Raw genomic sequence first — 23,408 nt, 5'->3', positions numbered from 1 at the left:
GGAGTCAGTTGAAGAAAAGTACCACCAACGCGGCCTTTTACGTGCCGTACGGGTTGTGGCTGGCCCTGTTCGTCGTGGCGCCGGTCCTGCTCATCATCTACCAAAGCTTCTTTGACATCAGCGGTCACTTCACGCTGAGCAACTATGCGACGTACTTTCAGTCCGGCACCTACATCCTGATGACCATCAACTCGGTGGTGTACGCGTTCATCATCACGGCGGTGACGCTTTTGATCTCGTATCCCACCGCGTACTTGCTGCACTACGCCAAGCACAAGCAGCTGTGGCTGTTGCTCATCATCCTGCCGACCTGGATCAACCTGCTGCTCAAGGCCTACGCCTTCATCGGCATCTTTTCCCAAGACGGCGGGGTCAACGGCTTCCTCGCGATGTTTGGCATCGCGCCCAAGCAGTTCCTGTTCACGGACTTCTCGTTCATTCTGGTGGCGAGCTACATCGAAATTCCGTTCATGATCCTGCCGATTTTCAACGGCATCGAGGAGCTCGACCAGGGCTACGTGAACGCGTCTCGCGACCTGGGGGCCAAGGGCTGGCAGACCTTCACCCGCGTGATCTTGCCTTTGACCATGAGCGGCGTGAAGGCCGGGGTGCAGGCGGTGTTCATCCCCAGCCTCAGCCTGTTCATGCTGACGCGCCTGATTGGCGGGAACCGCGTGATCACGCTGGGGACCGCGATTGAGGAGCACTTCCTGGTCACCATGAACTGGGGGATGGGCTCGACCATCGGCGTCGTGTTGATCATCGCGATGTTTTTGATCATGTTCCTGACCGGGGAACGCAAGCGGAAAGGGGGCCGGGCCTGATGAAAAAATGGAAGTGGTCTAACCTCTACCTGATCTTCGTCTTCATTCTGCTGTACGTGCCGATTTTCTACCTGGTCGGCTACTCCTTCTCCGCCGGCGACTCGATGAGCAACTTCCACGGCTTCACCTGGCAGCACTACCTGGACCTGTTCGCCGACACGCGGATGATTCAGATTGTGGTCGACACGCTGCTGCTCGCGCTGTTGTCCAGCCTGATTGCCACCATCGTCGGCACGATGGGGGCCTTGGCGATTCACCGCACCAGCCGGCCGGTGATCAAAAACACCGTGCTGAGCATGAACAACATCCTGATGGTGTCGCCCGACGTCATCATCGGGGCGAGTTTCCTGATCTTCTTCACCGCGCTGAAGGTCCCGCTGGGCTTCCTGTCGGTGCTGCTGTCGCACATCGCCTTTTCGATCCCCATCGTGGTGCTGATGGTGCTGCCCAAGCTCAAGGAAATGCGCCAGTCCATGCTGGACGCGGCCCGCGACCTCGGCTCCACCACCACCCAGGTGCTGACGCACATCATCATGCCGTTCATCACCCCCGGGATTTTGTCCGGGTTCTTCATGGCTTTCACCTACTCGCTGGATGACTTTGCCGTCACCTTCTTCGTTACCGGCAACGGCTTTCAGACCCTGGCCGTCGAAATCTACGCCCGGGCCCGGCAAGGCATTAGCCTGGAGATCAACGCGCTGTCCGGCGTGATGTTCATCTTCGCGCTGCTGTTGGTCATCGGCTACTACTTCATCCAGCAAGGCGCCCAGACGCGCAAGGCCAAGCACAAGGGGGGCGAGACACTGTGAAGAAGCTCATGAGCATGATCGTGGCGATTCTCGCCGTGGTCGCCGGGCTGGCCCTGTGGTCGGCCAACTTGAAAAAGACCCAAGGCGCCACCGGCGGCAACACGCTGAACTTCGCCAACTGGGGCGACTACATCGACCCGGCGTTGATCAAGAAGTTCGAGAAGCAAACCGGTTACCACGTCAACCAGGAGACCTTCGACTCCAACGAGGCGATGTACACCAAGATCCAGCAAGGCGGCACGTCCTACGACCTGACCGTGCCTTCCGAGTACATGGTCGAGAAGATGATTAAGGCCAACATGCTGATTCCGCTGGACAAAAGCAGGCTGACCGGCCTGAAAAACTTCGGCAGCCTGTACATGAACCGCTCCTTTGACCCCGGCAACAAGTACTCGCTGCCCTACTTCTGGGGAACGCTTGGCATCATCTACAACGACCAGTACGTCAAGCGCTCCGAGGTTGAACACTGGGACGACCTGTGGAACAAGAAGTGGCGCGGTGACATCATGCTGATCGACTCGGCGCGTGACATCCTGGGCTTCTCCCTGGTGTCGATGGGCAAGTCGATGAACACGACCAACCCGACGACCCTACAGCTGGCCAAGACCAAGCTCGACGCCCTGTCGCCGAACGTCAAGGCGGTGGTCGCCGATGAAATCAAGATGTACATGGCGGAAGGCGAGGCGCCGCTGGCCGTCGACTGGTCCGGTGAGGCCGCCGACATGATGTGGGACAATTCGCACCTGCATTACGTCGTGCCGACCGAGGGTTCCAACCTCTGGTTCGACAACTTCGTGATTCCCAAAACTGCCAAGCACCTGAAGGCCGTCTACGCCTTTTTGAACTTTATGAACGACCCGAAAAACGCGGCTCAAAACGCGGATTACGTCGGTTACTCGACGCCCAACGACGCCGCCTTGCGCCGCCTGCCCAAGAAGGTCCAAAACGACAAGCAGTTCTACCCGGATCAAGACGTCATTCGCCGCTCCGAGGTCTACAAGGACCTAGCACCCAAGACCGTGGGGCTGTACAATGACCTGTTCCTCGAGTTCAAAATGTTCAGAAAATAGCTTTCTCGGATTGAAAAGGCTTGCCCAAGATGGTATGAATCGCCATCAGGGCAAGCCTTTTTGTTTTGCGATTGTCATCGCGAGTCATCCGAAGCCATCGGTTCGGCGGTACTTTCGGCGGTACATTTTTTTGTACCGCCGGTAGCGTGGTCAAACCCTTTGAAAACGTCGAGGGACGCAACTTTTGTCGGCCTGGTGTAGTCTGCTGTCATCTGCAGGTTCTTGTGTCCGAGGTAGTGCATGACGTCGATTTGTGCTGCACCTGATCCGATAGCCCTGGTCGCAAAGTAGTGGCGGAACATGTGTGGCCGAAGCGATAGTCCGGTTGCGAGGTTGACGTCCTTCATTTTCCCGTGCATATAGTCCGAGGAGACGGGCCGGCCAACAGTGTTCACCCACAGCCATTTGGTGGCGTGGTCCGGCACACCGTTCTTCTTCCGCAGGTTGTCGCTTGCCAAAATTGCATAGTGTAGCATTGCCACCATCTCACCGTCTGTCCAAATCGTACGGTAGGAAGGCTTATTTTTGAGCGGCCCGCCGGTCGGGTAGTCTTCGCCACGTTGCAAATCAACCTTGACGGCTGCTAGTTCTTCTCCGGTCGCCTCGTCCTTCTGGAAGCTGATGCTGCTGGTTCGTAGCCCGAAGATCTCTCCACGTCGCAGTCCAAGTGTCGCAACATTAATCATGCAGTACGTATACCTGTCGAAAATCTGCTCGGCTGCCATCATCCATCGGTCGAAGTCTTCGGGATTGATGTCTACCGGTTTCGGTTCGATACCGTGGAGCTCCATGCGGCGCAGCACGTTCTTCTGAATCACGTCTTCTGTCTCAGCCGCGTTCAGCGTGGTCATCATCACACGGTGGATTGTCCGCACGGTGCCAAGACGCAGTTTCTTGTCGTCGGCGAGCGAGTCGAGAAATGCCTGGTACTCTGGACGCTTGATACTGCTCATCGGCCGACTGCCAAAAACCACACGGATGTGATTGTTGAAGTACCTTGTGAACGCGTCGTAGGTTGACTGCCGCCATGCGCCATACTTCATCTTCCGCTCCGCCATTTTGTCGAAGTAGTCACCAAGCCGAACTGACGCACCAGTGAGCGTGTTCAGCTGGCCAGATGCCAGGCTGGCCTCGAAGTCTTTCAGCGCCCGGTCGGCGTCGCGCCAAGTGTGAAAACCGCTTGGGTGAAATTCATCGCGCTTTCCTTGACTATTTTTGAAGCCGCGCCGCACGCCGTAGCGCGTGCCTTTTCGCGTCTCGTAGCTAAACAGCCCCGGATGGCGGGGGACTGGCGTCCATGCCCTCATGTCAATTCCTCCTTTGATTGTTGACAAACGTATGTTCGTTAAATGTGTTAAAATATAGCTGGTATTCCAGCAGGGATTGCGTAGAATCTCTTGTTGGTTTTCCAGCCTGTTGTGGTTATAATGTGCTGAAGAAAAGGGGGCGCGCTAGATGGTAAAGAAGCTTGTAATTTACTTGTGGATGTCATCGTTTTTTGCGATGCTACTGGCGTTCATTACTCATCTTTTTGGGTATGCTTATGACCCGACCGCTTGGCTTTTGCCTTCTTTTTTTGGTTGCGTTTTTCTTCTTTCGGTTCAAATCGGGCCCCATCGGACTTGGTTTGACTATGAGGTTCGATTTCGGTTCCGGAATTTTTGAGTTTGGGGTTTAGGCTCGCGATGCCTTGTTGAGCTGCTGGACTTATATCAGTGGTTTTTTCTTTTTGCTGCAGTGCCTTTAGCTCTGATTCATCTTTTGCCAGTTCGATTTTTTTGCGTTTATTGTCTAAAAATTGTGAATGCCGATCCTGAACCCATCCAATTAGGCCTTCTTCTTTAATGGATTTTCCACCAAGAATTTTTAGTGCAGAATTAATTCCAAAGAAAATCCCGCCAGCCGTTACAGCGCTAGCTACTACCTCGCCAGATTGCTGCATGTACGGAGCAAAGGACACTAATATCGCATGCAGCGTATCCTTGTCCAGTAGTTGCGCAATGAAGGTGAGCGTTATTGGTGAATTCTTCTCGGTATCAATACGTAGCGAGGTACTTTCGTCACCTGACACAACTGAAGAGGCAATCTCAGTTAACGCCTGTAATTGTTGGACGGACAAACCGTTGTTGACTTGGGTGGCAATGACCAAGTTGATTCCATTTTCATCTTGAAAAAGCGGCGAAATCAACTTATTGATGGCTGAATGCCCGTCTTCAATTCGCAAAATTGTCTGCTGAGCGTTTAGGGCAAATAGCAGATTTTTCGGAAGATCAGCACGTTTGAAAGTTTTTATCCAGCAAACGCTTCGACGTTTGATGTCGTCAGTAAGACTATAATTGATGCCATCACGAATGCGGTTTTCAATTCTCTCCTGAAGCAGGTGTTGCGGCTCATCATATGCAGGGCCGTCTATCACTCCAATAGCAAAGATATCGGAATTCCGACCTGGGACGATTACCACATCACCAACGTTGAACTCATAAACAAATTGTCGTATTTGATTTGAGTGTAAAGTGATTGCCAGTTTTGAATCCTCGGGATAGGCTTGCGCCACTAGTTGCCGAATATCTGGAATCCCTGTGGTACCTTTTATGGTGTCAGGGCAACAAAGTGCTTCCATGGTTATTTTGTTAAACCCAAGGCTAATAAAACCGCCTTCAATGAAATCAGTTAAAAACCTTCCACCACGAGCGCGCATCAGCCAGTAATGTGTACCAGCTGGAATTGAAAGCAGGCTATCTGACTCGCTCAGATCCAAGTCTAATTGTTCTGGACGTTTTTCTTTTTCCACGTTGTGTTCCTCTGCTCCATATGGGGGGGCATTTCGTTGCCGTTCAAATCTGCCAAAATTCTGAAAGAAAAGTCCTGGCATGGGGTTCCGTCTACAATCCCAGCAGCTCTCTCTTCTTAGTGTCGAACTCGTCCGAGTATTCCTTGAAATAAAAGCCACGATGTGGGGCCAAAGAATTACCACGTAGCTTTATCGACAACCACCAAAATTACGGGGGCACCGTAATAGTTGGATTTTATGCCCGTCTTTAGTGCCGTAGTGGTGACACTTGACTTACCATTTAAGCTGCCTTGAAGCGTGACTCGATCGGACAGAACCAAAGTCCGTCCCTTTGGCCGTTTGAAGGTCGCAAGGAAGAGGGGCGACTTTTGACCAGGTGGTGCCAAGAGAACATGGTACTGATGCATCTGATCCGCTCCAAAATCAATGATGTCGAATTTGTCAAAGGAGACACCAGCGCCGCGGCTAAGTAAGACGTCGTCCGACTGCTTCATAATGCTTTCTAAATCAAAGGCCTGTTCGATGGGAGTGTATTGACCGTCCTTGGATTTCTTGGCTGCGGCTGCTTTAGCTGACGAAGCGCTGGCGGCCTTTGCTTCTTCAGCCTCGTCAGCAGCATTTGCTTTCTCGATGGAGGCGTCGGCCGCGGCTTGTTTCTTTGATTCAGATGCCGCAAATTCGTCTAAATCGTCGGTAGCGTCGTGGACATTGTGCTTGACGGTAATCGTGGCCGTTTTGTACTGCCGCTTGTATGTCATTTTCACTTGCAGCTTCGCGTCTTTGGTTGTCACCACAATGGGGAACGTGACATACCCATCTCCACCGGCCGCAAGAGTCGTTGGCTGATTCTGGCCAGAGTCATCTTGCATCTCAGCAATTGCGCCGCTTTTCCAGTGTACTGTTACGGTAGTCTGGTTGTTTGCGTAATCTGGAACCTTCACAACGTCGCCGTCTTCATCGAGCTTGCCGGCATATCCAGGCTTGTCTTTCTCTGCCTGCTTAACTTGATCGTTGAAGCTGTAACCCTTCTCCTCTTCCTTTTTACACCCAGCCAAAAGCATAACGGCCACGGCCATAGGAAGAACCCAGCATTTTTTCATACCCTCAACCCCTATAATTCAGGGAACCCGTACCCGTGGACCACGTCATCGTATGTAGCGGGCAGTTCCCGGTTCTCCTCGACATACAGCAGCACCAACAGCTTCTCAGCGAAGCAGTCGGCTTCGTACTCGGCCTTGTCGTTGCCACCGCGAGCCAGGCGGTAGTAGCTGGCAAGGCCCTCGTGCAAGATCACATGGCCCAGCTCGTGCGCCATCACGAACAGCCGCTCTGGCGTGTCCTTGACCTGTGGGTTCAGCAGCACGGTAGGTTGGCCGAAAACGTAGACGGTCTTGCCCATGATGCCAGGTCCCAGATCACGCCACCTGACGTCGATGTTGAGCTGCTCAGCGATTGTGAAAGGATCAGCGGTGCCATATCGGTGCGCGATGAATGGGACCATATCGTTAATTGCCAAAGGCGCTACCACCTTTGTGACGCTGTTTGAGCTTGTCCCAGAAGATCTGGGTTACTGCGAGCTGCAGCTTTGCTTTCTCGTCGTCGCTTAGTTTGTTGCCGCCGAAATTGAAGGTGTTCATGGCGTCTGGATCATCAAGCCACTGCTTGAGATCTGCAACGTCTTCTGTGGTTGCCCATTCCGGAGTGTGGTTTGCCCCTCGAATATAGTCTGACGTTACGCCATAGAAGTCCGCGAATCGGCCAAGCTCCTCGGCAGACACAGCGCGGGTTCCGCTTTCAATTTTGTTGATAATTGTATTGTTGATTCCAATGCGCTTACCAAGTTCAACCTGAGAAAGGTTCTGGCTTTCCCGAAGGTTTATCAGTCGTGTTCTAATAGCATCTGCTTCCATATTAACCTCCTGATATTGCGCATTACGCAAACTAAATATAGCACGAATTGCGACTATCGCTATCTATGTTTCTTAAATCGCAAAAAAGGTGTTGACTTTGCGAAAATCGCTATGTATGATAGCACCATAGAGATTGCTAATATCGCAAAGGAGGTGATCATTTGAGCTTTGAAGTTAATCTCAAGCTGATTCGCGAGTCACGTGAGCTTCAAGGAATCACACAGACCCATATGGCAAAGGTACTAGGTTTACCAGCGGTTGATAAGTATAGCCGTCGCGAGGCGGGGGCCTATCGATTCAAGGCCACGGAAATTCCTGTTGTCGCAAGCGAACTCGGCATTCCGTTGGAAAAAATTTTCATCTCATCTTTGCGAAAATCGAAATCAAAGGAGGTAACTCAATGAACGATGAAGTGAAGGCACATGCGCGTGCCATCGTTGAAATTCTGCGCAAGCATGGGAACCCATATCAGCGGGTTGAGATCGACTGCGAGGGAGCACGAATTGTTTCAACGGACTACTTCGAGCCACTAGTCAACAAGGCAACTGAACCTACACGCCCAGCTGCCTTGTCAGAAAACTCTTCAAAGTATTTGTTCCCAGGCTGTTCATTCCCAGGACCATTAGCAAGCGAGGCTGAGTACCGCCGGCACTATGACGAATATGTGCGCCGATGCATCTACTGAATTGTATAGCCACGGTTTGTCAGCTCGTCCGTGACCCCGGATGCAGAGCAACTGAATGACTTGATCTCGAAGACACTCACTGTTTGACCGGTTTTCAGCGCTGGGCGTAGCTCGGCACGTAGCTGTGACGCTCCCGAGTCGACACGGACGGCCATCTGATTATGGCTGACTTCGACCCAGTTATCTGGATCGAGCTGTTCTAACAGAGCCTTGATGCGAATGGCGTTATCTTCGCCAGATTCTTGAAAGGTCACCAAATAGTTTTTCATTACAATCACCTCCTTTGAGGCGATTATCTCACATGTCAAAGAGCGAAAGAAGGAGAGAACATGATCAACAAGGCTGAACTAATTGCTAAGTACGAGGAACTCCGGGATTGCCTGGAGGATGACCGCGACAAGGCCCTGGAATCTGGATTCACGCTGGAGGCATCAGCGCTGACCGATCTAATCATGCTGGCCCGGCTAATCATCATGGATCTACGGAACTTGGAGGTGAGAGCATGAGCCGCAAAGAAAAAATCGAGTACATCTTCAATCGGCTCGCGGAGAGCGGGCGCCAGTATTCTCGGCGCCAGCTGGAGGCCAAGAGCGATAAGGTGCTTGACGCCATGTATCTGCTCGTATCAGACGCGGAAGACCGCGAGATTCAAGACGAGGCAGCCTCGATTACCATCTGACTCAAGTATGGCGGTACCGCCCGCAAGCCGTGCCGCCACCAATTGACACCGAAGGGAGGTGACAAAATGGCAATTGACATCATTCAAGAGTTCGAGGACGGGCTCAACCGCACCGGTATGTCGAAGAAGGAGCTTGCCATGGCGGTGCATGTCACACAGTCGGCAGTGAGCCGCTGGATTGAGCGGCGCAGCATTCCAGAGATGACCCTGGCCGACCTGATCCACGCAGTCCCGGACAGCTACTTCCAAGCGGCTGCGACCGAGGTACTGACCGGGGTAGACGTGTTCCCGGACGAGCTGCACAGCACTGATCCTCTCACCGTCTACATGGCGATGAGCGGGGCGCTGGTGCGAATGGAGCGGGCCACGGCAGAGATGCAGGAGGCCATGGGCAAAGCGCCGGAGAGGCGCAGCAAAGCCGATTGGCGGCACATCGAGAACTACACAACAATCGGGCGCTCGGTGATCACGTACATGAACGTGTTCTTCGGACTTCTCGAAGACCAAGGGAGGCGAAAAGATGGACGTAGCAGTCAAGACTAGCGACGACGAAGCATTCGCAAAGCTGATCGCAACCATGCTCGTTGAGCAGGTGAAGCCGGTGCTGCGGGACCTGGTCAGACAAGAGGTCAGCGCGGCACTACCGCATCACGGCATGACGCGGCAGGAGGTTCGCAAGGTGATCAAGGTCGCCGATGACCGCCTGGCAGAAGCGACCATCCGGCAGCTCCCAAGCTATCCGGCAGGAACACAGCGCCGGTACTGGTCTGGAGCGGTTGACAAGTATCTGACCGAGAACTCGGTCAATTGAAGGAGGAAACAGGCATGGTAGCAGGAATCGCAGTTCTGATGCTCGGCACCATCGGCGGCCTGGGGATGATTGCTTCGGCTGGCGTTGAACCGACAAACCGCTTCATGACGCGCCACCCGCGCGTCAAGGAGTTCTTCGGATGGGAGGAAGACGAACCGGACGAGGACGACAAAAAAGCCCCAGCGGCGGCCACCGCTGAGGCATCAGAACCAAATCAAAACATTATTTACCTAAGTTTATCACATCAACAGCCAACGCGAAAGGCGGTCAAGTAATGGAACACACAATCACAATCACCACCGAGCTCAAAGAGAACGGAGTAGCAACACTCATCAGCTCTGAAGCAACATCATCCGTTGAGGTTTCGGCCGCACTTGAAGCGCTAGTCTCCTACATCGCAAAGGATGCTGGGAAGAAGCTCTCATTGGTTGCAACTGCCCTGCTCATGACCCTGATGGCGAAAGAGGGTGCCGAAGTTGATTGATCAGAAGACAACCGCTCCAAGCTTCATGCCAGACCCGAATGCCGCGCTGTACGAGCAGGCCATGGACGAAATCACGGCCTTTGGCCAGGCCGATACCCGTTACGTCAAGGACGAGATCACCGCAGGCTACGCGCTGCTGCGCTTGGCCAAGATGAACGCCGAGGACGCAGCCGTGCGTAGTCAGGCCGGCCACTACATCGAGCAGGTGAATGCTTGGGAAAAGGCGTGCTTGGAGAGCCACAACAGCGGTCGCAACTACCTTGAGCATGAGCTTGTAGCCTTCGTCGCAAACCAGCGACAGCACGACAAGAGGTACAAGCTCGACACGCCGTTCGGCAAGGTGACCGTCACAGTCAAGAAGACGGCGACGGTCCACATCAGCGACCCCGACCAGTTGCTGGACTTCGTCAAGCACAGCTGGGACGAGGACACACAGGCAGAGGTGATCACCCGCAAGGAGAGCATCAAGCTCGCCGACCTCAAGCCCGCCATCAAGATTGTTGGCGACAAGGTTGTCGATGAGAACGGCGAGGCGGTGCCAGGACTGGAAGTACAGCCGGTGGGGACGGAGACCCCGAACATCAAGCCGGCCCCAATCGTGAAGGAGCTATGACGATGAAAGTCACAAAAGCACAGCGTTCGCAAATCAAGGTCCCCATCCTGCTGATGGGAGCCAGCGGCTCAGGCAAGACGCTTAGCGCCCTACTGATCGCCAAGGGGATGCTCGAGAAGATACAGCCCGACCTGGAAGAGGCCAAGCAGTGGGAGAACATCGGCGTCATCGACACCGAGCACCAGCGCTCGAGCCTGTACGTCAACACAGAGCATGACGGTGTCACCATCGGCAGCTTCACCAAGGTTGATCTCGAAGCACCATTCACTGCCGACCGCTACGAGGAAGCCTTTACGCTACTCAAGCAAGCAGGATGCCAGGTGATCATCATCGACTCCACATCGAGTGCATGGTCGGGAGAAGGCGGCATCCTGAACAAGGTTGACGAATACGGCGGCCAAATCGGCGATTGGAAGAAGGTCGGCCCAGACCAGCAAAAGCTGCTGAACCTGCTGACACGCAACGACGTCCACGTGATCGCCACAGCCCGCAGCAAGCAGGGCGTTGAAGTCACTCGCACCGACACCGGCAAGGTGAAGGTCGAGAAGGTCGGTTTGAAGCCTGAGATGAAGGACGGCACCGAGTACGAGTTCGCCATCACCTTCCAACTTTACGAGAACCACATTGCCCAGGCGATGAAGGACAACAGCTCCATCTTCGCTCAGCCGCAGGTGCTGGATCGTGAAGTCGGCCGCAAGATTGTTTCCTGGGCTGAGCTAGGCGTCGACCTGGTTGCCAAAATGCGGGAGCGCAAAATCAAGGCACAGGACGCCATCGTCAAGATGACGACTGAGAGTCAAGCGGTCCTGCTCAAGCTGGCAGCGTTGGAGCTAAAGCTAGGCAAGCCAGAACTCAAGGACTGGACGATGGATGAGCTGACCAAAGGTTACAAATACCTGGCCGGCGTGAAGGCGAAGGAAGCGGCACAAAGCGCCGCACAGCAGAAGACGGAGGCACAAGCATGAGCTTTACTTACGACGAAAACAACGCTGGCATCAAGCCACTTGAAAGCGGGGAGTACGAGGTCTATCCGAGCGCTTGGGAAACCCAAGTTGCCAACTCCGGCAACAACATGATCCTGATGAACTACCGTGTCCGCAGCGACGTAGAGCAAAACTGCGCAGGCAGTGAGATTCGCCGCGACAACTACGTGATCACGCCAAACTCAATGTGGCGGTTCAACGCACTGACTAAGGCTGTCGGCGGGGTGCCGCAAGGTTTCGACTTTGGCACACCGGAGAACTGGGCCGAGGCGATGCTTGGCAAGCCATTCCGCGTCAGCATCGAGATGGTCACCGCCGACAACGGCAAGCAGTACTCCGACGTCAAGTCCCTGATGCAGACGCAACACCCGCAGATGACTGAGCAGCCGGTGGTCAAACATCACTCAGCCGGTCAGCAGGCTGCCACCGCGAGCCGCTACGGGGCACCAGCACAGCCGCCACGGCCGGCGGCACCGGACCCGTTTGCTGATGCCGGCAAAGGTACCATGGACATCAGTGATGACGACCTGCCATTCTAGGAGGATGCCATGACACAGATTCGAGACAGCGGGTAAGGGGGCGGTAAGTTGGCAAGACCAATCAAGAAGGGATTGGACTACTACCCTCGCGACACGGACTTCGTTCACAAGCTGGCCGTGCGCAAGATCATGAAGGCAAATGGGCCGGCATCAGTTGCGGTCGTGGATTGCATTGAAGGTTACATTTACTCGGAACGCGGGTACTACATGAGCTACGACGAAGACGCTCGGTTTTTGATTGCTGACGATGTTGGGGTCAAAGAATTGTTCGTTGACGAAGTGGTGCAAAAGGCTGTCCAAGTTGGGTATTTCGACGCTGGCATGTTTGCTGGGCAAAATATACTGACAAGCACGGACATCCAAAAGCGCTACAAGTCTGCCGCAGCTCAGAAGAAGGATAGCTCGATTGAACCCGAGTACGACCTAATGCAGGACGAATGCAAAGATGATAACGAGGTTTCCAATCCTGTAAACTACTTGGAAACTCGGGTTTCCAAGGCTGACAATCCCCAAAGTAAAGTAAAGGAAAGTAAAACAAATAAAAGTAAACCAAATGACAGTCTGTCTGGCGGGCACGCGCACGAAGAATTAGCATTCGATCGCTGGCAGTCCGTCTGGGGCTTCCCAAATGCCGTTGCCCAACAAGACCTTGTCGACTGGGTTTCCGAGTTTGGTGACGAGTTGGTGACGTGGGTGATCGACTACGCCGCTCGCCGCGCCGTGCAAGCCAAGGCTGCCGACAAGTACCTCGATCGCGTGCTGACGCAGTACCGCGAGCAGGGCATCAAGACGGTCGAGCAGGCCGAGGCTGAGGCTAAGGCTCACGAGCAGACGGCCAAAGCTAACGCGCCACGCCAGCAACGCTTTGGTAAGCCTGCACGCCAGGAGACGGCTCCAGAGTGGCTACAGCCTGGCTATAAAGCACCAGAGGTGCCATTCACTGATGACCAGAAAGCCAGCCTCAAGGCCCGTCTGGATGAACTTAAAGAGCTAGAGGCCAGCAAGAATGGCTAGCCACAAGATCACTGTGCCAGGAGAGCCGGTGCCACAGGGCCGGCCACGTGTCTACCGCACACCATACGGAGTGCGTGGCGTTGACCCGCCCAAGTCACGCAGCTACAAAGCACTGGTCTCTTGGCACGCACACCAGCAATGGCACGGAGAGCCGCTAGACGGCGCTCTGAAAGTCAGAGTTGACGTCTACCGGTCAATTCAAAAGAGCGGCTCAAAACGTCAGCACGACGCTAAAATGCTGGGCACAATCCGCCCGACGGTCAAGCCGGACGTGGACAATTACTACAAGGCCGTGTCAGACGCGCTAACGGGCATCGCCTGGCACGACGACAACCAAATCGTGGCCATCACTGTCGCCACGTACTACGACGACGGCGGTGGCCCGAGGGTGGAAATCGAAGTGGAGGAACTATCATGAGCATCAAAATCGAAATTGGTAAGTACGTGATTCGGCAAACTGACTTCGCGCAGTACACGGTCGGAGAAACATACTACGGCAAGGATGGCCGCCTGGTCCCGCTACGGCCACACTACTTCCCCAGCATGACCTGGGCCCTGGACTATGTTCGCCAGAAGCTGGTGCTGGAGAAGGACATCAAGACGGTCGATGACCTGAAGGCGGCAAACGAGTCGGCCATGGCCAGCATGAAGTTTTGGGTCGCTACCACACCGATGAAGGATCTTGAGGTTCCAGCGAAGGGGGCGATGGCATGAAGGCTTTAGTGCCAGGGGAAACGTGTCACGTGATCAAGTACCACGCAGCCTTCCCAGCGGTCGGGGTCGTTGAACCTTGGTACGACTTCCACGGCGTAGTGGTCAAGGTAAACGAGAACTCTGCCATCATCGACGTTAGCAAGTCGCCAGAGCTCACTAAGCGCAGGATTCATGCTACCGGTACCGGACGTATCAACGTATCGGTAAAGCACATCGCGGAGAAGATGATACCAGGCACACGCGGAAATTCGGCAGTCGAGAACGCTCGCGCTCAGCGTATGGCGGTCGGCAAGCAGGTGCTCGAGTGTTACCGCGCCGGACTGACGCGAAGCCAGACCAGCAAGAAGCTTGGGCGTACTGTCAACTATATCATCCGTTGCGAGACAGACTTAGGTATCGCCTGCCCTCAGGAGATGTCAGCACGAGCTTTGAAGCCAGATGGCACAATCCAATACTTCGCCAACCGCTATCAGCCGATGCTCAAGCTGGGGATGCAGAAGGAGAAGCTAACCACCAATCAACGCCTTGAAATTGGCGGTACGACCTACGAGACGGGACACTGGGTCATTTTCGAGGGTGTGGCGCGCATCAAACAGGAGGCAGCGAAATGAAAAGTGGACATGGCGTGATGGTGCTTACGGTCCCCGGAAGCGGGACCTGGCACGTTGCTGGGGATTCGGATAAGGACACGCTGCCGTCTCTGTGCGGGGCCGTCGAGCTATACGTCAGCCCCCACAAGGATGGCGAGCCAGTTCAGTTTACGCGCGACGGGGTAGCCTGCTACGTCGAACCTTTCGACAACAGCATGAAGGTGTGCAGTCGATGCCTAGCTGCGGCATACCACAGGGGGTGGCTGCAGGTCGTTTCGGTGAAGGGGGTAGCCGAATGACAGACAAGATGATCTACATTCCGATTCACGTGTCCGGGGACTACGAAGACTACGTCGAGAACGTGGTTGGCGTATATGACTCGAAGGAAGCAGCGCTCGTAGCTGCGGAGCGTGAGGCCACCGAGTGGAACTGCGACCAGAGCCGCGGCGTTTACGACGACCAGATTGTGCTGCGGCGCTATCCGCTTAACCGCAATATCTTGAGCAACACATGGGAAAATCGGATGTACGGGCCTGCGCTGCGCGATGGATTCGAGAAGACGCTGTACGAGCTGGACGATGCGGGGAATCTGGTCAAGGTTGAGGAGGACGAACGATGAGCTTATGGGCTGTGAAGAACGACAAGGGCGAGTATGCCCATATCGACATGGACGAACTCACGTGGGAGACGGGTTTCGCCACGCTGTGGTTTGGTGTCAATGAGCCGTATGCAAAGCGCACTGCTTCCGATTACGGTGGCCACGTGGTCGAACTGATCGAGGCCCCGGCGAAGGTCGTGGTGAGCGCGGAAGAGGCGGAGATGCTGGAAACGGCAAAAAATCCAACCTTCAGACCGTCCAGCGTGATTACGTCATACTCAAACGATCATCATGGTTGGGACTTAACCAGCGACCTTGAGGACCGCCTCATGCGCGCCTACGTCCTCGGCTGGACGGTCGAGAAGCCGAAGCGGTGGAACGTAAAGGTACCACACGTGGACGGCGCCTACTACATGAAGTTACGCAACGGGAAGCTCTCCGCCAACTCTGTGTTTGGTAACAAGGACCACATTCAGCAATTTACTGACGCCGAAATCTAGCACTACGGCTTGCATGATTGTGAGAAAGTGGAGGTGACTGACAATGACTAGGAAAATTGTGAGCCTTGAGAGCCTGATTGCAATGGACGTTTGTCAAAATGATTATGACGGGCACGAGTACAACTGCACTAGGTACATTAGCGTTGGGCACCCATATGGGGAGCAATATACGAGCGATGATATGGATGGCAAAGGAAATATTATTCGCGTTGAAAATCATACTGACCGCGATGTGGTATCAATCGAATACGCACGCAACGTGATATGCGGCAATCCTGGAGCATATATTGTGAAGCTCAAGGACGGATGCAAATTGAGCTTACCAGAAAACAGTTTTATAGCCGAAACTGTGGAGGTGAAGGACTGATGGCGAATAAAGCTGACATAGACGCGGCACAAAAGGCCATTGATGCCGCGAACAATGCGATTAATAAGCTTGATCTGTGTGGTCTTTATGATTGCGCGTGGCAATCCAACAACGGCTATCAACGTATTATCGATTACAACAAGGAACAGTTGGGGGTGACTGACGATGAGCAATGAGACGAAGCGAGACGTGTTCGAAGTAGCGATGAATCACGCGACGAAAAGCGGTTGGGTTGATTATAGCGAAATGATGAGTAGATATGACGCCGCCCTGCCAGATGATATGCCGGCGATTCCAGAAGCGGTGGGTAATCAAATCGTAGAAGATCAGGGCGAACATCTAAGCGATGAACTACATTGGGCAGCTCAAGGGGCTTTGGGTGATCGCGAACTGTCTAACTGGATTGCAGACAATGAGGACACTTTTGCCCTTGCATGGGTGCTAGGTATCTGGCGCGTGGAAGAAACAGGGGAAATCGTGAAATTGGAGGCGGAGGTGCGAGATGAGAAAGATTGAAGTAGATGTTGAGAAGTACGTTCGGCCAGGCAAGACACACGAGACTAGGTACTGGGGAGGTGACCAGCGATGATCCATCTGACCATCATCGGCGTTCCAGTTCCGCAGGGGCGGCCAAAGTTTTCAGCCCGTGGCGGCTTCGCTAGGGCCTATGACCCAAAGACCTCACGCGACTACAAGTTCACGGTTGCCACTCAGGCATCGCAGCAGTACCACAGCGAGCCGCTGACGGGTCCCGTCGCCTGCCACGTTAAAGTGTACCGGCCGATTCAAAAGTCCGGCAGCAAGCGTCTCAGAGCCGCAAAAGCGGCGGGCCTAATCCGGCCCACGGTCAAAGGCGACACCGACAACTATTTCAAGGCAATCACAGACGCACTGACCGGCCTGGTCTGGATTGACGACGCACAGATCGTCGATTCGAGCTGCAGCAAGTACTACACAGAAGACCCGCGCGTAGAAATCACAATCGAAGAAATCAAGTAGGAATTATCATGAAGGAACTCAAGGACAACAGCATCACCGTTAAGGGCAGCATCCTGTCCATGCAAGAAAAGACCGTCAACAAAGGACAGGTCGTGGACCTGCACATCCGCATCCCAATCGATCAACTACTGCCTGATGTGCGGAAGAAGACTGACCAGCGATGACTAACTGCAATCGCGAGCGCCTCGCGCGGTATTGCCAGTGGTGCGGGAGGAAATTATAACGGCACACGAAAAAAGCGCACCCCTGAAGGCACGCTCACACAAGACGATTATAGCATAAGGGGTGTGTGGCATGGGACTGGTACCAGACATAGACGAGCAGGCAAGCCGAGACAACGCACGTGATCTGCTCAAGGACTTCAGACGCATCGCACGGATGGCGGGGCGGCCACTCACAGACATCAAGTCGCCGACGGTCACCGACATTCCCAGAGCCACCGGCTACGGCAACTTGCAGGAGAAGCGGCTCACAGAGACTTTCGACGCTCAGCAGACGCTGGAGACCATCATCCAGGCGTTGGCGCTACTTCCGGTGCAGAGCTACTGGGTGCTTTTCTACTCGTACTGCACGCCAGAGCCACTGACCGGGTACGAGATCGCGGCCAGGCTCAACGTGGACAACGACGGTGTTGTCCGGTATATGAGGCACCGGGCGCTGATGGAGTTCGCAGAGGCATTTCCCGGTGAGAAGCTACTCGTCTTCTGCTGAATCTTCGGAATTTCAACGGAATCCCAACATTTTGTACCGCATAAACATCGGAACTAAACTTTTTTCAGACATATGATAGTAGCATCGAAGGTCCGCTGGTAGCGACCATCGAGCGCCGAGAGGTAAAGCTCACAGCCTGTGCAAGCCAGGCACGGCGCCTTCGCCCGAACCCCTAACTCGGGCGGATAGTAGAACACCTGTTTCACCCAAAATTTTCTCCTTTAGCTGGTACCCGCCAGCGGGCTGCCAGTCGGTCAGACGGCTGGTGGTCATAGCGCGAGTGTGCGACGCCACAAAAAAGAAGAGGAAGTGACATCCTCTGTCCTAAAAGCCACAGCACACAGAAGCCGCCCTTGAGGCGGTTTTTTCGTGAGGTCATGTGATGAGCCAAATGCGATGGACCAAGTTCGGCTACGTCTGCAAGAATGAGGCCGACATACTCGGCAGGATCTACGCCGAAGAAAAGAAAAGCAAGAAGCACGACAAGCGAGCTAAGCCTGCTGAAGGCCGCCCAAGCAAGCCGCGTTCGTGCGAAAAAGAACACGGAGGTGTGGTGATATGTGATGACGCTAAAGCCAAAACAACAACGATTTGTTGACAATTATGTACAGTCGGGTAATGCCTATCAGGCCGCGGTTTCCGCTGGCTATTCCAAGGCATACGCCAAGGCTCAGTCATCAAAAATGTTGGAAAATGTCGGAATAAAATCAGCCATCGAAAAACGAATGGCTGAGCTTGAATCCGAGAAGATTGCGAATGCCGATGAGGTACTGCAGTATCTTACGACGGTGCTTCGAGGCGAAGCAAGCGAGACCATTGTGGTGGGTACTGGAGACGGTGCAGAAGCGGTTGACAATTCTCCCAGCATCAAGGACCGCATGGCTGCTGGCCGCGAACTACTCAAGCGATACCCGGGGACGGACAAGTTGCTCGATGCGCGGACGCGACAGACCGAGGCCGCTGCTGACATAGCTGAAATGCAGCGCGACGAGCTTAAGGGCATCGGGTACAAGAATCCGTTGATTGAAGCACTGGCTAAGGGCGCGGCGGCACTGTTAGCGAAGGGAGATGACAAGAGTGAAGACAAACGTCAAGGCAGTTAGCTTCTCGCCGAAGCAGCAGAGCTTCATCTTCTCGCCGTTTGACCACCTGTTCGACGTCAACGAGGGCAGCATCCGTGCCGGCAAGACGGCGGCCGACGACTCGCGCCTGGCTATGTTCTACATGATCAGTCCGGACGAGAACCACCTGGTCAGCGCGTACAACCAAGAGCTGGCGTACAACCTCTTCATCGAGGGCGACGGCATGGGACTGGCCTACATCTTCGACGGCTGCAGTCACCTGCGGCGAGATCGGTCGGGCGATCACCTGGCCATCGACCTGCCGAGCGGGCACAAGAAGATCTACTTCAAGGGCGGCGCCAAGTCCAACAGTGCCAACGCCATTCGAGGCATGTCGCTGGGCTCCGTGGCGTACTCCGAAATCAACCTGCTCAACCTCGAGTTCCTCAACGAGACGTTCCGGAGGACGGCTGCGGCCAAGGTGCGCTATCACCTGGCCGACCTCAACCCACCGGCGCCACAGGACCCGATCATCAAGTTCTTCCAGGAGCGCGACGCGCACTGGCTACACTGGCGCATGAGCGACAACCCGATCATGACGCAGCAGCGGCTGGCCGAGATGGAGACGCAGCTCAAGAAGTCGCCGTACCTGTACAAGCGCGACTGGCTGGGCCTTCGGGTGATGCCAGAGGGCCTGATCTACTCCATCTTCGACCCGGACACGATGACTGACGCCACGCTGATCGGTGAGCCGGTCGAGATGTTCTTCGAGACCGACGCCGGGCAGGACGACGCTACTACCATGAGCTGCAACATCGTCACACGGCGGGTGGTGGACGGCGAGTGGAAGTACGTGCTGAACCGAGTGGCGAACTTCTACCACTCCGGCCGAGAGACCGGTGAACAGCGCGCCATGTCAACGTATGCGGCACAGCTCAAGGAGTTCATCTTGTGGTGTACCCGGCACTTCGGCCTGCAGTACAGCGTGGTCGAGGTGGACCCGGCGGCGCTAGCGCTGCGCATGGAGCTGGTCAAGCTGGGCATCGACGCCAGCACGGCCAACAACAACGGCCACGAGGTGGTCGGCGGGCGTAAGGGTATTGAGGTCGGCATTCAGCGGCAACAGAACCTGATGGCCAGCGGTCAGTTCCGTGTGGTCGAGGTGCCGGACGGGTGTCCATACGGCCACTACGATTACACCAAGGAGCTCGGCATGTACGTTCGCGACGAGACGAGCGGCCACCCGGTCGACGCTAACAACCACGCAATGGACGAGAGCCGCTACGCCGCGAACCATTTTTATGCGAATTACATGTGAGGTGATAGACGATGCTGCATGATCTGTGGCTCAAATTGAAGGGGGTGTTTGCTCGCATGGGACTTATCAGCTCAATCAAGACGCTGGCCGACGTGCCTAACCTGACGGTGGACGACGCTGACCTGCAGCGCGTGACTGCTTGGATGTCGACGTATCAGGGCCATCCAGAGTGGTCGGTGTACAACTGGCAGGACGTCAAGGGCGATCCGCACCGCGACGCGCTGCTGTCGCTGCACATGCCTAAGGTCAGCGCCAAGAAGATGGCTAGCCTGGTATTCAACCAAGCGGCGACCATCACGGCCTACGAGGCCGGCAAGGATCCGAAGGCGGGTAAGACGACGCCGGACGACGATAACAACGACCAGAACCTGATGCTGCAGGAGATCCTGCGCCGCAACCACTTCAAGGTCAATCTGGAGCGCTGGCTGGAGTATTGCTACGCCACCGGCGGCATCATGGCGCGGGAGTACGTCAACGATGGCGAGGTGAAGATTCGCTTCGCCGCCGCCGACTCCATCATTCCAATCAGCCAGGACGCCAACGGCATCACCGAGTGCGTGATCGCCAGCTCGAAGGTGGTCGACGGCAAGCACTACACGCTGCTGGAGTGGCACCGTGAGGACGAGCGCTACTACATCGTCGAGAACCAGCTGTACCGCTCGACCTCGACCGACGGCAGCGACCTGGGCACACGTTGCCCACTGGCGGAGGTCTACCCGCAGCTCAAGGAGAAGTCGCTGTACGACAAGGCGACCTACACCCGGCCGACCTTCCAGTATCTCAAGCCGAACATCGCCAACAACTTCAACCTGGACAGCCCGCTGGGTGTGCCAATCTACGCCAACGCGATGGACACGCTGCGGATGCTCGACGAGGCGTACAACGGCCTGATGCAGGAGATGCAGATGGGCCGGCGTCGGATCGTCGCGCCTGACTATATGCTCAAGCGCGCGCCTGATGTCAGGACGGGTAAAGAGTCCTGGTACGTTGACTGGCGCGAGCGCGTGTACCAGCCGCTCAAGATGGACCGCACGGGTGCCAACAAGGACGAGGTGCGCGACATCACGCTGCCACTGCGCAACGACCAGTTCATCGCGACGATCAAGGACCTGCTGAAGGTGTATGCCACGCAGATCGGGTTCAGCGCCTCGACGTTTAGCTTCGACGGCGCGACTGGCCTGCAGACGGCGACTGAGGTGGTCAGCCAGAACTCCGAGACCTACCAGACCAAGAATAGCCACGAGACGCTCGTGGAGCGGTTTATCCAGGACATCGCAACATCATGTCTGGAGCTCGCCAAAAACGCCACAGCGGTCAAATATAGCGCCTCAGCGGACGTTACGGTGATGGTCAACTTCGACGACAGCATCGCCAAGGACCGCGACGAGAACGCCAAGTACTACCAGACCGTGACCGGCAACAAGCCGCTGATGCCTCAGCGTGAGGCGATCAAGCGTGCCAACGGGCTCGACGACCAGACGGCTGATCAGTGGCTGGCGGAGATCAAGCAGGAGGACGCAGGGCCTGACGACGTGGACGACATCTTGACGCAGACGGCAGGTGAGGACAATGGCGCTTAATCCCAAAGACCTGGACGCGCTGTCCACCGGCGCTGAGAAGCTGGCAGCCACCCTGGGCGATCTGGCGTGGGGCTACATCGTCCAGACGCTCGCAAAGCACATCGACGGCAAGGACGACCTGAAGCCAGACGAGTGGCGCCAGCAGATCATCAATCACGCCGGCGAGGTTGCCACGGCAGTACGTGCAGCCGGTCGGCAACCGTTCCAGTCTGTCGCCCGCCAGCTCGACGAGTACGTCGCCACAGTGCCGATCGCTCAACAGCAGAAGATGGAGCCGTGGTTGGCGTCGCTCGCCGAGCAACACGTATTCACGCCACCCAAGTCGCTGCAGGAGTCCAAGGCCGTGACGGGGATCGTCGAAGCTGCCCGCGCCCAGTCACGTAACTACGTCGCCATGGCCGAGCGGGGGATGAGCAAGGAAGCAACCCGTGTCTTCAAGGGCATCGTGTCCGACGCCGCGCTGGCCATCAAGAACGGCAAGGCGCCGCGCGAAGGCATGGCGCAGGCGGCCGAACAGTGGGCGGAGCAGGGTGTACCAACCCTGGTCGACAAGGCCGGCCGACACTGGCAGCCCGACACCTACCTGCGGCTGGTCGTGCAGACGCAAGTCAAGCAGACCACCAACGACGTCATGATCGCTCGCACCAAGGAGACCAGCGGCCTAGTCAAGGTCAGCAGCCATCTGGCATGCCGCCCGACACACCTGGACTACCAAGGCCGCGTGTACTCGGTCACAGGTGACACAGCGGAATACCCCGACCTGTACCAGGCTACAAACTTTGGCAGCGCAGGGGGGCTCGGCGGCATCAACTGCCACCACTACGTCATGACCTACGTGCCTGGCTACGATACGCCGGACATGGACACACTAGACCCCGACAGCAATAACGCCGCGTACGCGCTGACCCAAAAGCAGCGGCGCCTTGAGCGCGAGGTCCGGGCGGCCAAGCGGGAGCAGGTGGCGGCTAAAGAGTTCGGCAGTGACGCACGTATCGCCAAAGCCAATAGGCTGGTGCGTAGCCGTCAGCACCAGCTCAAGACGTTTGTTGACAGCCACCCGAACGCTCTGCGGCGGGACTACTCGCGCGAGAAGATTCTTGCGGCGACGGGCAGGGAAGCAGAGAAGGCTGCTGCCAGCTCTCAATACGTTGCAGATTTGCGATATCTTAGGAGCAAAGCATTTCAGGGCCGATTGCTTTCTGACAGAGAGATGGGTGGGATCGCTAAGCAGGTTCAATCCGTGACGACACAGATGCTGCGTCATCGAAACGGGACACCTTACGAAGACATTGCGCTATTGGATAGGGATACTGGAGCAGTGCTGAGCCTATATGACGGATCGGTTACTGAACACTCGATTGATAAGTATCCGCATTCTATGCTGGAAACTATCAGGAACGCCGAGCGAAATTCAATGGTTGTGGTTCATAATCACCCGATGAGCGTTCCGCCGTCGCCTAACGATCTGCGCGCCCTGCAGTCAAATTACAAAGGCAAAACAGCTTATGGAATTGTTGCTGGTCATGATGGTACAATGTACGTGTACACAAGGGCGACTAAGCCCTTGCCAGATTCAGCGGATCTAAACATGATGATTACGGCAGCTGCAAAAAAGGAACTAACCGGATCCAAGGACACAAGGTGGCTGAGAGCACTCAACAAGGTAGGTGAGGAGTATGGATTCAAAGTCCGAAAAGTTTGATGTGATTGAAGATGACCGCTCCTTTGTGGAGTGGTGGAACAGCTGGAATCCAGAAA

35 protein-coding genes and 1 pseudogene are annotated in these 23,408 nt (G+C 55.4%); 30 read left to right on the top strand and 6 right to left on the bottom strand.

The features are described from left to right. Window positions 1-8: 8 nt before the first annotated feature. From NUH19_RS04760 to NUH19_RS04750, 3 genes are read left to right on the top strand one after another with little or no spacing between them, the layout of a single operon-like run. The gene (locus NUH19_RS04760) at window positions 9-824 is read left to right on the top strand and encodes an ABC transporter permease (RefSeq protein WP_262315412.1); all 816 of its coding nucleotides are present in this window, start codon (window positions 9-11) and stop codon (window positions 822-824) included. Continuing rightward, window positions 821-1,633, top strand: a complete 813-nt coding sequence (locus NUH19_RS04755; RefSeq protein ID WP_262315570.1) for an ABC transporter permease — start codon at window positions 821-823, stop codon at window positions 1,631-1,633. Before NUH19_RS04760 ends, NUH19_RS04755 begins: the two co-directional genes overlap by 4 nt. Beyond that, entirely contained in the window at window positions 1,630-2,703 is a 1,074-nt protein-coding gene (locus NUH19_RS04750) for an ABC transporter substrate-binding protein (protein WP_262315411.1), read from the top strand. The genes NUH19_RS04755 and NUH19_RS04750 overlap by 4 nt, the downstream gene beginning before the upstream one ends. A 74-nt stretch (window positions 2,704-2,777) precedes the next feature. On the opposite strand, the gene NUH19_RS04745 is transcribed toward NUH19_RS04750, so the two are convergent. The 5 genes from NUH19_RS04745 to NUH19_RS04725 all read right to left on the bottom strand — a co-directional run bounded on the left by NUH19_RS04745 (window position 2,778) and on the right by NUH19_RS04725 (window position 7,404). Then, window positions 2,778-4,010, bottom strand: coding sequence for a tyrosine-type recombinase/integrase (locus NUH19_RS04745; protein ID WP_262315410.1), 1,233 nt, complete (start codon window positions 4,008-4,010; stop codon window positions 2,778-2,780). Between the two features lie 212 nt (window positions 4,011-4,222). Further along, complete coding sequence (locus NUH19_RS04740; protein ID WP_262315409.1) at window positions 4,223-5,494, bottom strand: hypothetical protein; 1,272 nt, start codon at window positions 5,492-5,494, stop codon at window positions 4,223-4,225. Between the two features lie 176 nt (window positions 5,495-5,670). Then, window positions 5,671-6,594 carry a hypothetical protein gene (locus NUH19_RS04735; protein WP_262315408.1) on the bottom strand — a complete coding sequence of 308 codons (924 nt, stop codon included), beginning with the start codon at window positions 6,592-6,594 and terminating at the stop codon, window positions 5,671-5,673. Window positions 6,595-6,605: 11 nt separating this feature from the next. Next, window positions 6,606-7,010, bottom strand: a complete 405-nt coding sequence (locus NUH19_RS04730; RefSeq protein ID WP_262315407.1) for an ImmA/IrrE family metallo-endopeptidase — start codon at window positions 7,008-7,010, stop codon at window positions 6,606-6,608. Continuing rightward, a complete protein-coding gene (locus NUH19_RS04725) occupies window positions 7,000-7,404 on the bottom strand; it encodes a helix-turn-helix domain-containing protein (RefSeq protein ID WP_262315406.1) in 405 nt (134 codons plus the stop codon). Before NUH19_RS04725 ends, NUH19_RS04730 begins: the two co-directional genes overlap by 11 nt. A 161-nt stretch (window positions 7,405-7,565) precedes the next feature. Between NUH19_RS04725 and NUH19_RS04720 the strand changes: the two genes are divergently transcribed. Both NUH19_RS04720 and NUH19_RS04715 read left to right on the top strand, forming a co-directional pair. Then, on the top strand, window positions 7,566-7,808 hold the full coding sequence (locus NUH19_RS04720) for a helix-turn-helix domain-containing protein (protein WP_262315405.1): 243 nt from the start codon (window positions 7,566-7,568) through the stop codon (window positions 7,806-7,808). Continuing rightward, window positions 7,805-8,089: a hypothetical protein gene (locus NUH19_RS04715; RefSeq protein WP_262315404.1), complete on the top strand. Its 285-nt coding sequence runs from the start codon at window positions 7,805-7,807 to the stop codon at window positions 8,087-8,089. Before NUH19_RS04720 ends, NUH19_RS04715 begins: the two co-directional genes overlap by 4 nt. Here the strand turns inward: NUH19_RS04715 and NUH19_RS04710 are convergent. Beyond that, window positions 8,083-8,358 carry a hypothetical protein gene (locus tag NUH19_RS04710; protein WP_262315403.1) on the bottom strand — a complete coding sequence of 92 codons (276 nt, stop codon included), beginning with the start codon at window positions 8,356-8,358 and terminating at the stop codon, window positions 8,083-8,085. The genes NUH19_RS04715 and NUH19_RS04710 overlap by 7 nt on opposite strands. Window positions 8,359-8,418: 60 nt before the next feature. Between NUH19_RS04710 and NUH19_RS04705 the strand changes: the two genes are divergently transcribed. From NUH19_RS04705 to NUH19_RS04585, 25 genes and pseudogenes are all read left to right on the top strand, one after another. After that, the gene (locus NUH19_RS04705) at window positions 8,419-8,595 is read left to right on the top strand and encodes a hypothetical protein (protein WP_262315402.1); all 177 of its coding nucleotides are present in this window, start codon (window positions 8,419-8,421) and stop codon (window positions 8,593-8,595) included. Then, on the top strand, window positions 8,592-8,768 hold the full coding sequence (locus tag NUH19_RS04700; RefSeq protein ID WP_262315401.1) for a hypothetical protein: 177 nt from the start codon (window positions 8,592-8,594) through the stop codon (window positions 8,766-8,768). Before NUH19_RS04705 ends, NUH19_RS04700 begins: the two co-directional genes overlap by 4 nt. A gap of 36 nt (window positions 8,769-8,804) precedes the next feature. Next, window positions 8,805-9,311, top strand: a pseudogene (locus tag NUH19_RS04695) (helix-turn-helix domain-containing protein); the annotation flags it as partial. Beyond that, window positions 9,289-9,579 carry a hypothetical protein gene (locus NUH19_RS04690; protein ID WP_262315400.1) on the top strand — a complete coding sequence of 97 codons (291 nt, stop codon included), beginning with the start codon at window positions 9,289-9,291 and terminating at the stop codon, window positions 9,577-9,579. The pseudogene NUH19_RS04695 and the gene NUH19_RS04690, both read left to right, overlap by 23 nt. 14 nt (window positions 9,580-9,593) lie before the next feature. Beyond that, window positions 9,594-9,854 (top strand): hypothetical protein, encoded by a 261-nt coding sequence (locus NUH19_RS04685; RefSeq protein ID WP_262315399.1) that lies wholly within the window; start codon window positions 9,594-9,596, stop codon window positions 9,852-9,854. Beyond that, window positions 9,854-10,063 carry a hypothetical protein gene (locus tag NUH19_RS04680; RefSeq protein ID WP_262315398.1) on the top strand — a complete coding sequence of 70 codons (210 nt, stop codon included), beginning with the start codon at window positions 9,854-9,856 and terminating at the stop codon, window positions 10,061-10,063. The genes NUH19_RS04685 and NUH19_RS04680 overlap by 1 nt, the downstream gene beginning before the upstream one ends. Beyond that, window positions 10,056-10,676 carry a host-nuclease inhibitor Gam family protein gene (locus tag NUH19_RS04675; RefSeq protein ID WP_262315397.1) on the top strand — a complete coding sequence of 207 codons (621 nt, stop codon included), beginning with the start codon at window positions 10,056-10,058 and terminating at the stop codon, window positions 10,674-10,676. Before NUH19_RS04680 ends, NUH19_RS04675 begins: the two co-directional genes overlap by 8 nt. A 2-nt stretch (window positions 10,677-10,678) precedes the next feature. Continuing rightward, window positions 10,679-11,641 carry an ATP-binding protein gene (locus NUH19_RS04670; protein WP_262315396.1) on the top strand — a complete coding sequence of 321 codons (963 nt, stop codon included), beginning with the start codon at window positions 10,679-10,681 and terminating at the stop codon, window positions 11,639-11,641. Continuing rightward, complete coding sequence (locus NUH19_RS04665) at window positions 11,638-12,198, top strand: DUF669 domain-containing protein (RefSeq protein WP_262315395.1); 561 nt, start codon at window positions 11,638-11,640, stop codon at window positions 12,196-12,198. Before NUH19_RS04670 ends, NUH19_RS04665 begins: the two co-directional genes overlap by 4 nt. A 48-nt stretch (window positions 12,199-12,246) precedes the next feature. After that, entirely contained in the window at window positions 12,247-13,212 is a 966-nt protein-coding gene (locus NUH19_RS04660) for a Lin1244/Lin1753 domain-containing protein (RefSeq protein WP_262315394.1), read from the top strand. Further along, window positions 13,205-13,630 (top strand): RusA family crossover junction endodeoxyribonuclease, encoded by a 426-nt coding sequence (locus NUH19_RS04655; RefSeq protein WP_262315393.1) that lies wholly within the window; start codon window positions 13,205-13,207, stop codon window positions 13,628-13,630. The genes NUH19_RS04660 and NUH19_RS04655 overlap by 8 nt, the downstream gene beginning before the upstream one ends. Continuing rightward, a complete protein-coding gene (locus NUH19_RS04650) occupies window positions 13,627-13,926 on the top strand; it encodes a hypothetical protein (RefSeq protein WP_262315392.1) in 300 nt (99 codons plus the stop codon). The genes NUH19_RS04655 and NUH19_RS04650 overlap by 4 nt, the downstream gene beginning before the upstream one ends. Then, the gene (locus NUH19_RS04645) at window positions 13,923-14,537 is read left to right on the top strand and encodes a hypothetical protein (protein ID WP_262315391.1); all 615 of its coding nucleotides are present in this window, start codon (window positions 13,923-13,925) and stop codon (window positions 14,535-14,537) included. Before NUH19_RS04650 ends, NUH19_RS04645 begins: the two co-directional genes overlap by 4 nt. Before the next feature lie 274 nt (window positions 14,538-14,811). After that, entirely contained in the window at window positions 14,812-15,135 is a 324-nt protein-coding gene (locus tag NUH19_RS04640; protein ID WP_262315390.1) for a hypothetical protein, read from the top strand. Further along, window positions 15,132-15,614 carry a DUF1642 domain-containing protein gene (locus tag NUH19_RS04635; protein WP_262315389.1) on the top strand — a complete coding sequence of 161 codons (483 nt, stop codon included), beginning with the start codon at window positions 15,132-15,134 and terminating at the stop codon, window positions 15,612-15,614. Before NUH19_RS04640 ends, NUH19_RS04635 begins: the two co-directional genes overlap by 4 nt. Before the next feature lie 43 nt (window positions 15,615-15,657). Continuing rightward, window positions 15,658-15,981: a hypothetical protein gene (locus NUH19_RS04630; RefSeq protein WP_262315388.1), complete on the top strand. Its 324-nt coding sequence runs from the start codon at window positions 15,658-15,660 to the stop codon at window positions 15,979-15,981. Next, entirely contained in the window at window positions 15,981-16,157 is a 177-nt protein-coding gene (locus NUH19_RS04625; protein WP_262315387.1) for a hypothetical protein, read from the top strand. Before NUH19_RS04630 ends, NUH19_RS04625 begins: the two co-directional genes overlap by 1 nt. Further along, a complete protein-coding gene (locus NUH19_RS04620; protein ID WP_262315386.1) occupies window positions 16,147-16,497 on the top strand; it encodes a hypothetical protein in 351 nt (116 codons plus the stop codon). Before NUH19_RS04625 ends, NUH19_RS04620 begins: the two co-directional genes overlap by 11 nt. A gap of 69 nt (window positions 16,498-16,566) precedes the next feature. Further along, window positions 16,567-16,980, top strand: coding sequence for a RusA family crossover junction endodeoxyribonuclease (locus NUH19_RS04615; protein ID WP_262315385.1), 414 nt, complete (start codon window positions 16,567-16,569; stop codon window positions 16,978-16,980). A gap of 8 nt (window positions 16,981-16,988) precedes the next feature. Further along, a complete protein-coding gene (locus NUH19_RS04610; protein ID WP_262315384.1) occupies window positions 16,989-17,144 on the top strand; it encodes a hypothetical protein in 156 nt (51 codons plus the stop codon). Between the two features lie 130 nt (window positions 17,145-17,274). After that, a complete protein-coding gene (locus NUH19_RS04605; RefSeq protein WP_262315383.1) occupies window positions 17,275-17,691 on the top strand; it encodes an ArpU family phage packaging/lysis transcriptional regulator in 417 nt (138 codons plus the stop codon). 563 nt (window positions 17,692-18,254) lie between these two features. Next, window positions 18,255-18,794: a terminase small subunit gene (locus tag NUH19_RS04600; RefSeq protein ID WP_262315569.1), complete on the top strand. Its 540-nt coding sequence runs from the start codon at window positions 18,255-18,257 to the stop codon at window positions 18,792-18,794. Then, window positions 18,769-20,070: a PBSX family phage terminase large subunit gene (locus NUH19_RS04595; protein WP_262315382.1), complete on the top strand. Its 1,302-nt coding sequence runs from the start codon at window positions 18,769-18,771 to the stop codon at window positions 20,068-20,070. The genes NUH19_RS04600 and NUH19_RS04595 overlap by 26 nt, the downstream gene beginning before the upstream one ends. 56 nt (window positions 20,071-20,126) lie before the next feature. Next, the gene (locus NUH19_RS04590; protein WP_262315381.1) at window positions 20,127-21,650 is read left to right on the top strand and encodes a phage portal protein; all 1,524 of its coding nucleotides are present in this window, start codon (window positions 20,127-20,129) and stop codon (window positions 21,648-21,650) included. Further along, a complete protein-coding gene (locus tag NUH19_RS04585) occupies window positions 21,640-23,352 on the top strand; it encodes a phage minor capsid protein (protein WP_262315380.1) in 1,713 nt (570 codons plus the stop codon). The genes NUH19_RS04590 and NUH19_RS04585 overlap by 11 nt, the downstream gene beginning before the upstream one ends. The last annotated feature ends 56 nt before the right edge of the window (window positions 23,353-23,408 follow it).

Source organism: Lacticaseibacillus parakribbianus (genome assembly GCF_025490915.1).
Taxonomy (GTDB): domain Bacteria; phylum Bacillota; class Bacilli; order Lactobacillales; family Lactobacillaceae; genus Lacticaseibacillus; species Lacticaseibacillus parakribbianus.
Note: the sequence above shows the minus strand (reverse complement) of the source record. Positions and strands in the feature narration are given on the sequence as shown.

Coding starts and splice junctions, on each gene's coding strand:
- NUH19_RS04745 (WP_262315410.1), bottom strand. CDS start 4,010: ATGAGGGCATGGACGCCAGTCCCCCGCCATCCGGGGCTGTTTAGCTAC.
- NUH19_RS04710 (WP_262315403.1), bottom strand. CDS start 8,358: ATGAAAAACTATTTGGTGACCTTTCAAGAATCTGGCGAAGATAACGCC.
- NUH19_RS04640 (WP_262315390.1), top strand. CDS start 14,812: ATGACAGACAAGATGATCTACATTCCGATTCACGTGTCCGGGGACTAC.
- NUH19_RS04650 (WP_262315392.1), top strand. CDS start 13,627: ATGAGCATCAAAATCGAAATTGGTAAGTACGTGATTCGGCAAACTGAC.
- NUH19_RS04685 (WP_262315399.1), top strand. CDS start 9,594: ATGGTAGCAGGAATCGCAGTTCTGATGCTCGGCACCATCGGCGGCCTG.
- NUH19_RS04665 (WP_262315395.1), top strand. CDS start 11,638: ATGAGCTTTACTTACGACGAAAACAACGCTGGCATCAAGCCACTTGAA.
- NUH19_RS04680 (WP_262315398.1), top strand. CDS start 9,854: ATGGAACACACAATCACAATCACCACCGAGCTCAAAGAGAACGGAGTA.
- NUH19_RS04690 (WP_262315400.1), top strand. CDS start 9,289: ATGGACGTAGCAGTCAAGACTAGCGACGACGAAGCATTCGCAAAGCTG.
- NUH19_RS04630 (WP_262315388.1), top strand. CDS start 15,658: ATGACTAGGAAAATTGTGAGCCTTGAGAGCCTGATTGCAATGGACGTT.
- NUH19_RS04625 (WP_262315387.1), top strand. CDS start 15,981: ATGGCGAATAAAGCTGACATAGACGCGGCACAAAAGGCCATTGATGCC.
- NUH19_RS04705 (WP_262315402.1), top strand. CDS start 8,419: ATGATCAACAAGGCTGAACTAATTGCTAAGTACGAGGAACTCCGGGAT.
- NUH19_RS04715 (WP_262315404.1), top strand. CDS start 7,805: ATGAACGATGAAGTGAAGGCACATGCGCGTGCCATCGTTGAAATTCTG.
- NUH19_RS04620 (WP_262315386.1), top strand. CDS start 16,147: ATGAGCAATGAGACGAAGCGAGACGTGTTCGAAGTAGCGATGAATCAC.
- NUH19_RS04700 (WP_262315401.1), top strand. CDS start 8,592: ATGAGCCGCAAAGAAAAAATCGAGTACATCTTCAATCGGCTCGCGGAG.
- NUH19_RS04600 (WP_262315569.1), top strand. CDS start 18,255: ATGACGCTAAAGCCAAAACAACAACGATTTGTTGACAATTATGTACAG.
- NUH19_RS04735 (WP_262315408.1), bottom strand. CDS start 6,594: ATGAAAAAATGCTGGGTTCTTCCTATGGCCGTGGCCGTTATGCTTTTG.
- NUH19_RS04605 (WP_262315383.1), top strand. CDS start 17,275: ATGGGACTGGTACCAGACATAGACGAGCAGGCAAGCCGAGACAACGCA.
- NUH19_RS04585 (WP_262315380.1), top strand. CDS start 21,640: ATGGCGCTTAATCCCAAAGACCTGGACGCGCTGTCCACCGGCGCTGAG.
- NUH19_RS04615 (WP_262315385.1), top strand. CDS start 16,567: ATGATCCATCTGACCATCATCGGCGTTCCAGTTCCGCAGGGGCGGCCA.
- NUH19_RS04610 (WP_262315384.1), top strand. CDS start 16,989: ATGAAGGAACTCAAGGACAACAGCATCACCGTTAAGGGCAGCATCCTG.
- NUH19_RS04670 (WP_262315396.1), top strand. CDS start 10,679: ATGAAAGTCACAAAAGCACAGCGTTCGCAAATCAAGGTCCCCATCCTG.
- NUH19_RS04655 (WP_262315393.1), top strand. CDS start 13,205: ATGGCTAGCCACAAGATCACTGTGCCAGGAGAGCCGGTGCCACAGGGC.
- NUH19_RS04590 (WP_262315381.1), top strand. CDS start 20,127: ATGGGACTTATCAGCTCAATCAAGACGCTGGCCGACGTGCCTAACCTG.
- NUH19_RS04645 (WP_262315391.1), top strand. CDS start 13,923: ATGAAGGCTTTAGTGCCAGGGGAAACGTGTCACGTGATCAAGTACCAC.
- NUH19_RS04635 (WP_262315389.1), top strand. CDS start 15,132: ATGAGCTTATGGGCTGTGAAGAACGACAAGGGCGAGTATGCCCATATC.
- NUH19_RS04725 (WP_262315406.1), bottom strand. CDS start 7,404: ATGGAAGCAGATGCTATTAGAACACGACTGATAAACCTTCGGGAAAGC.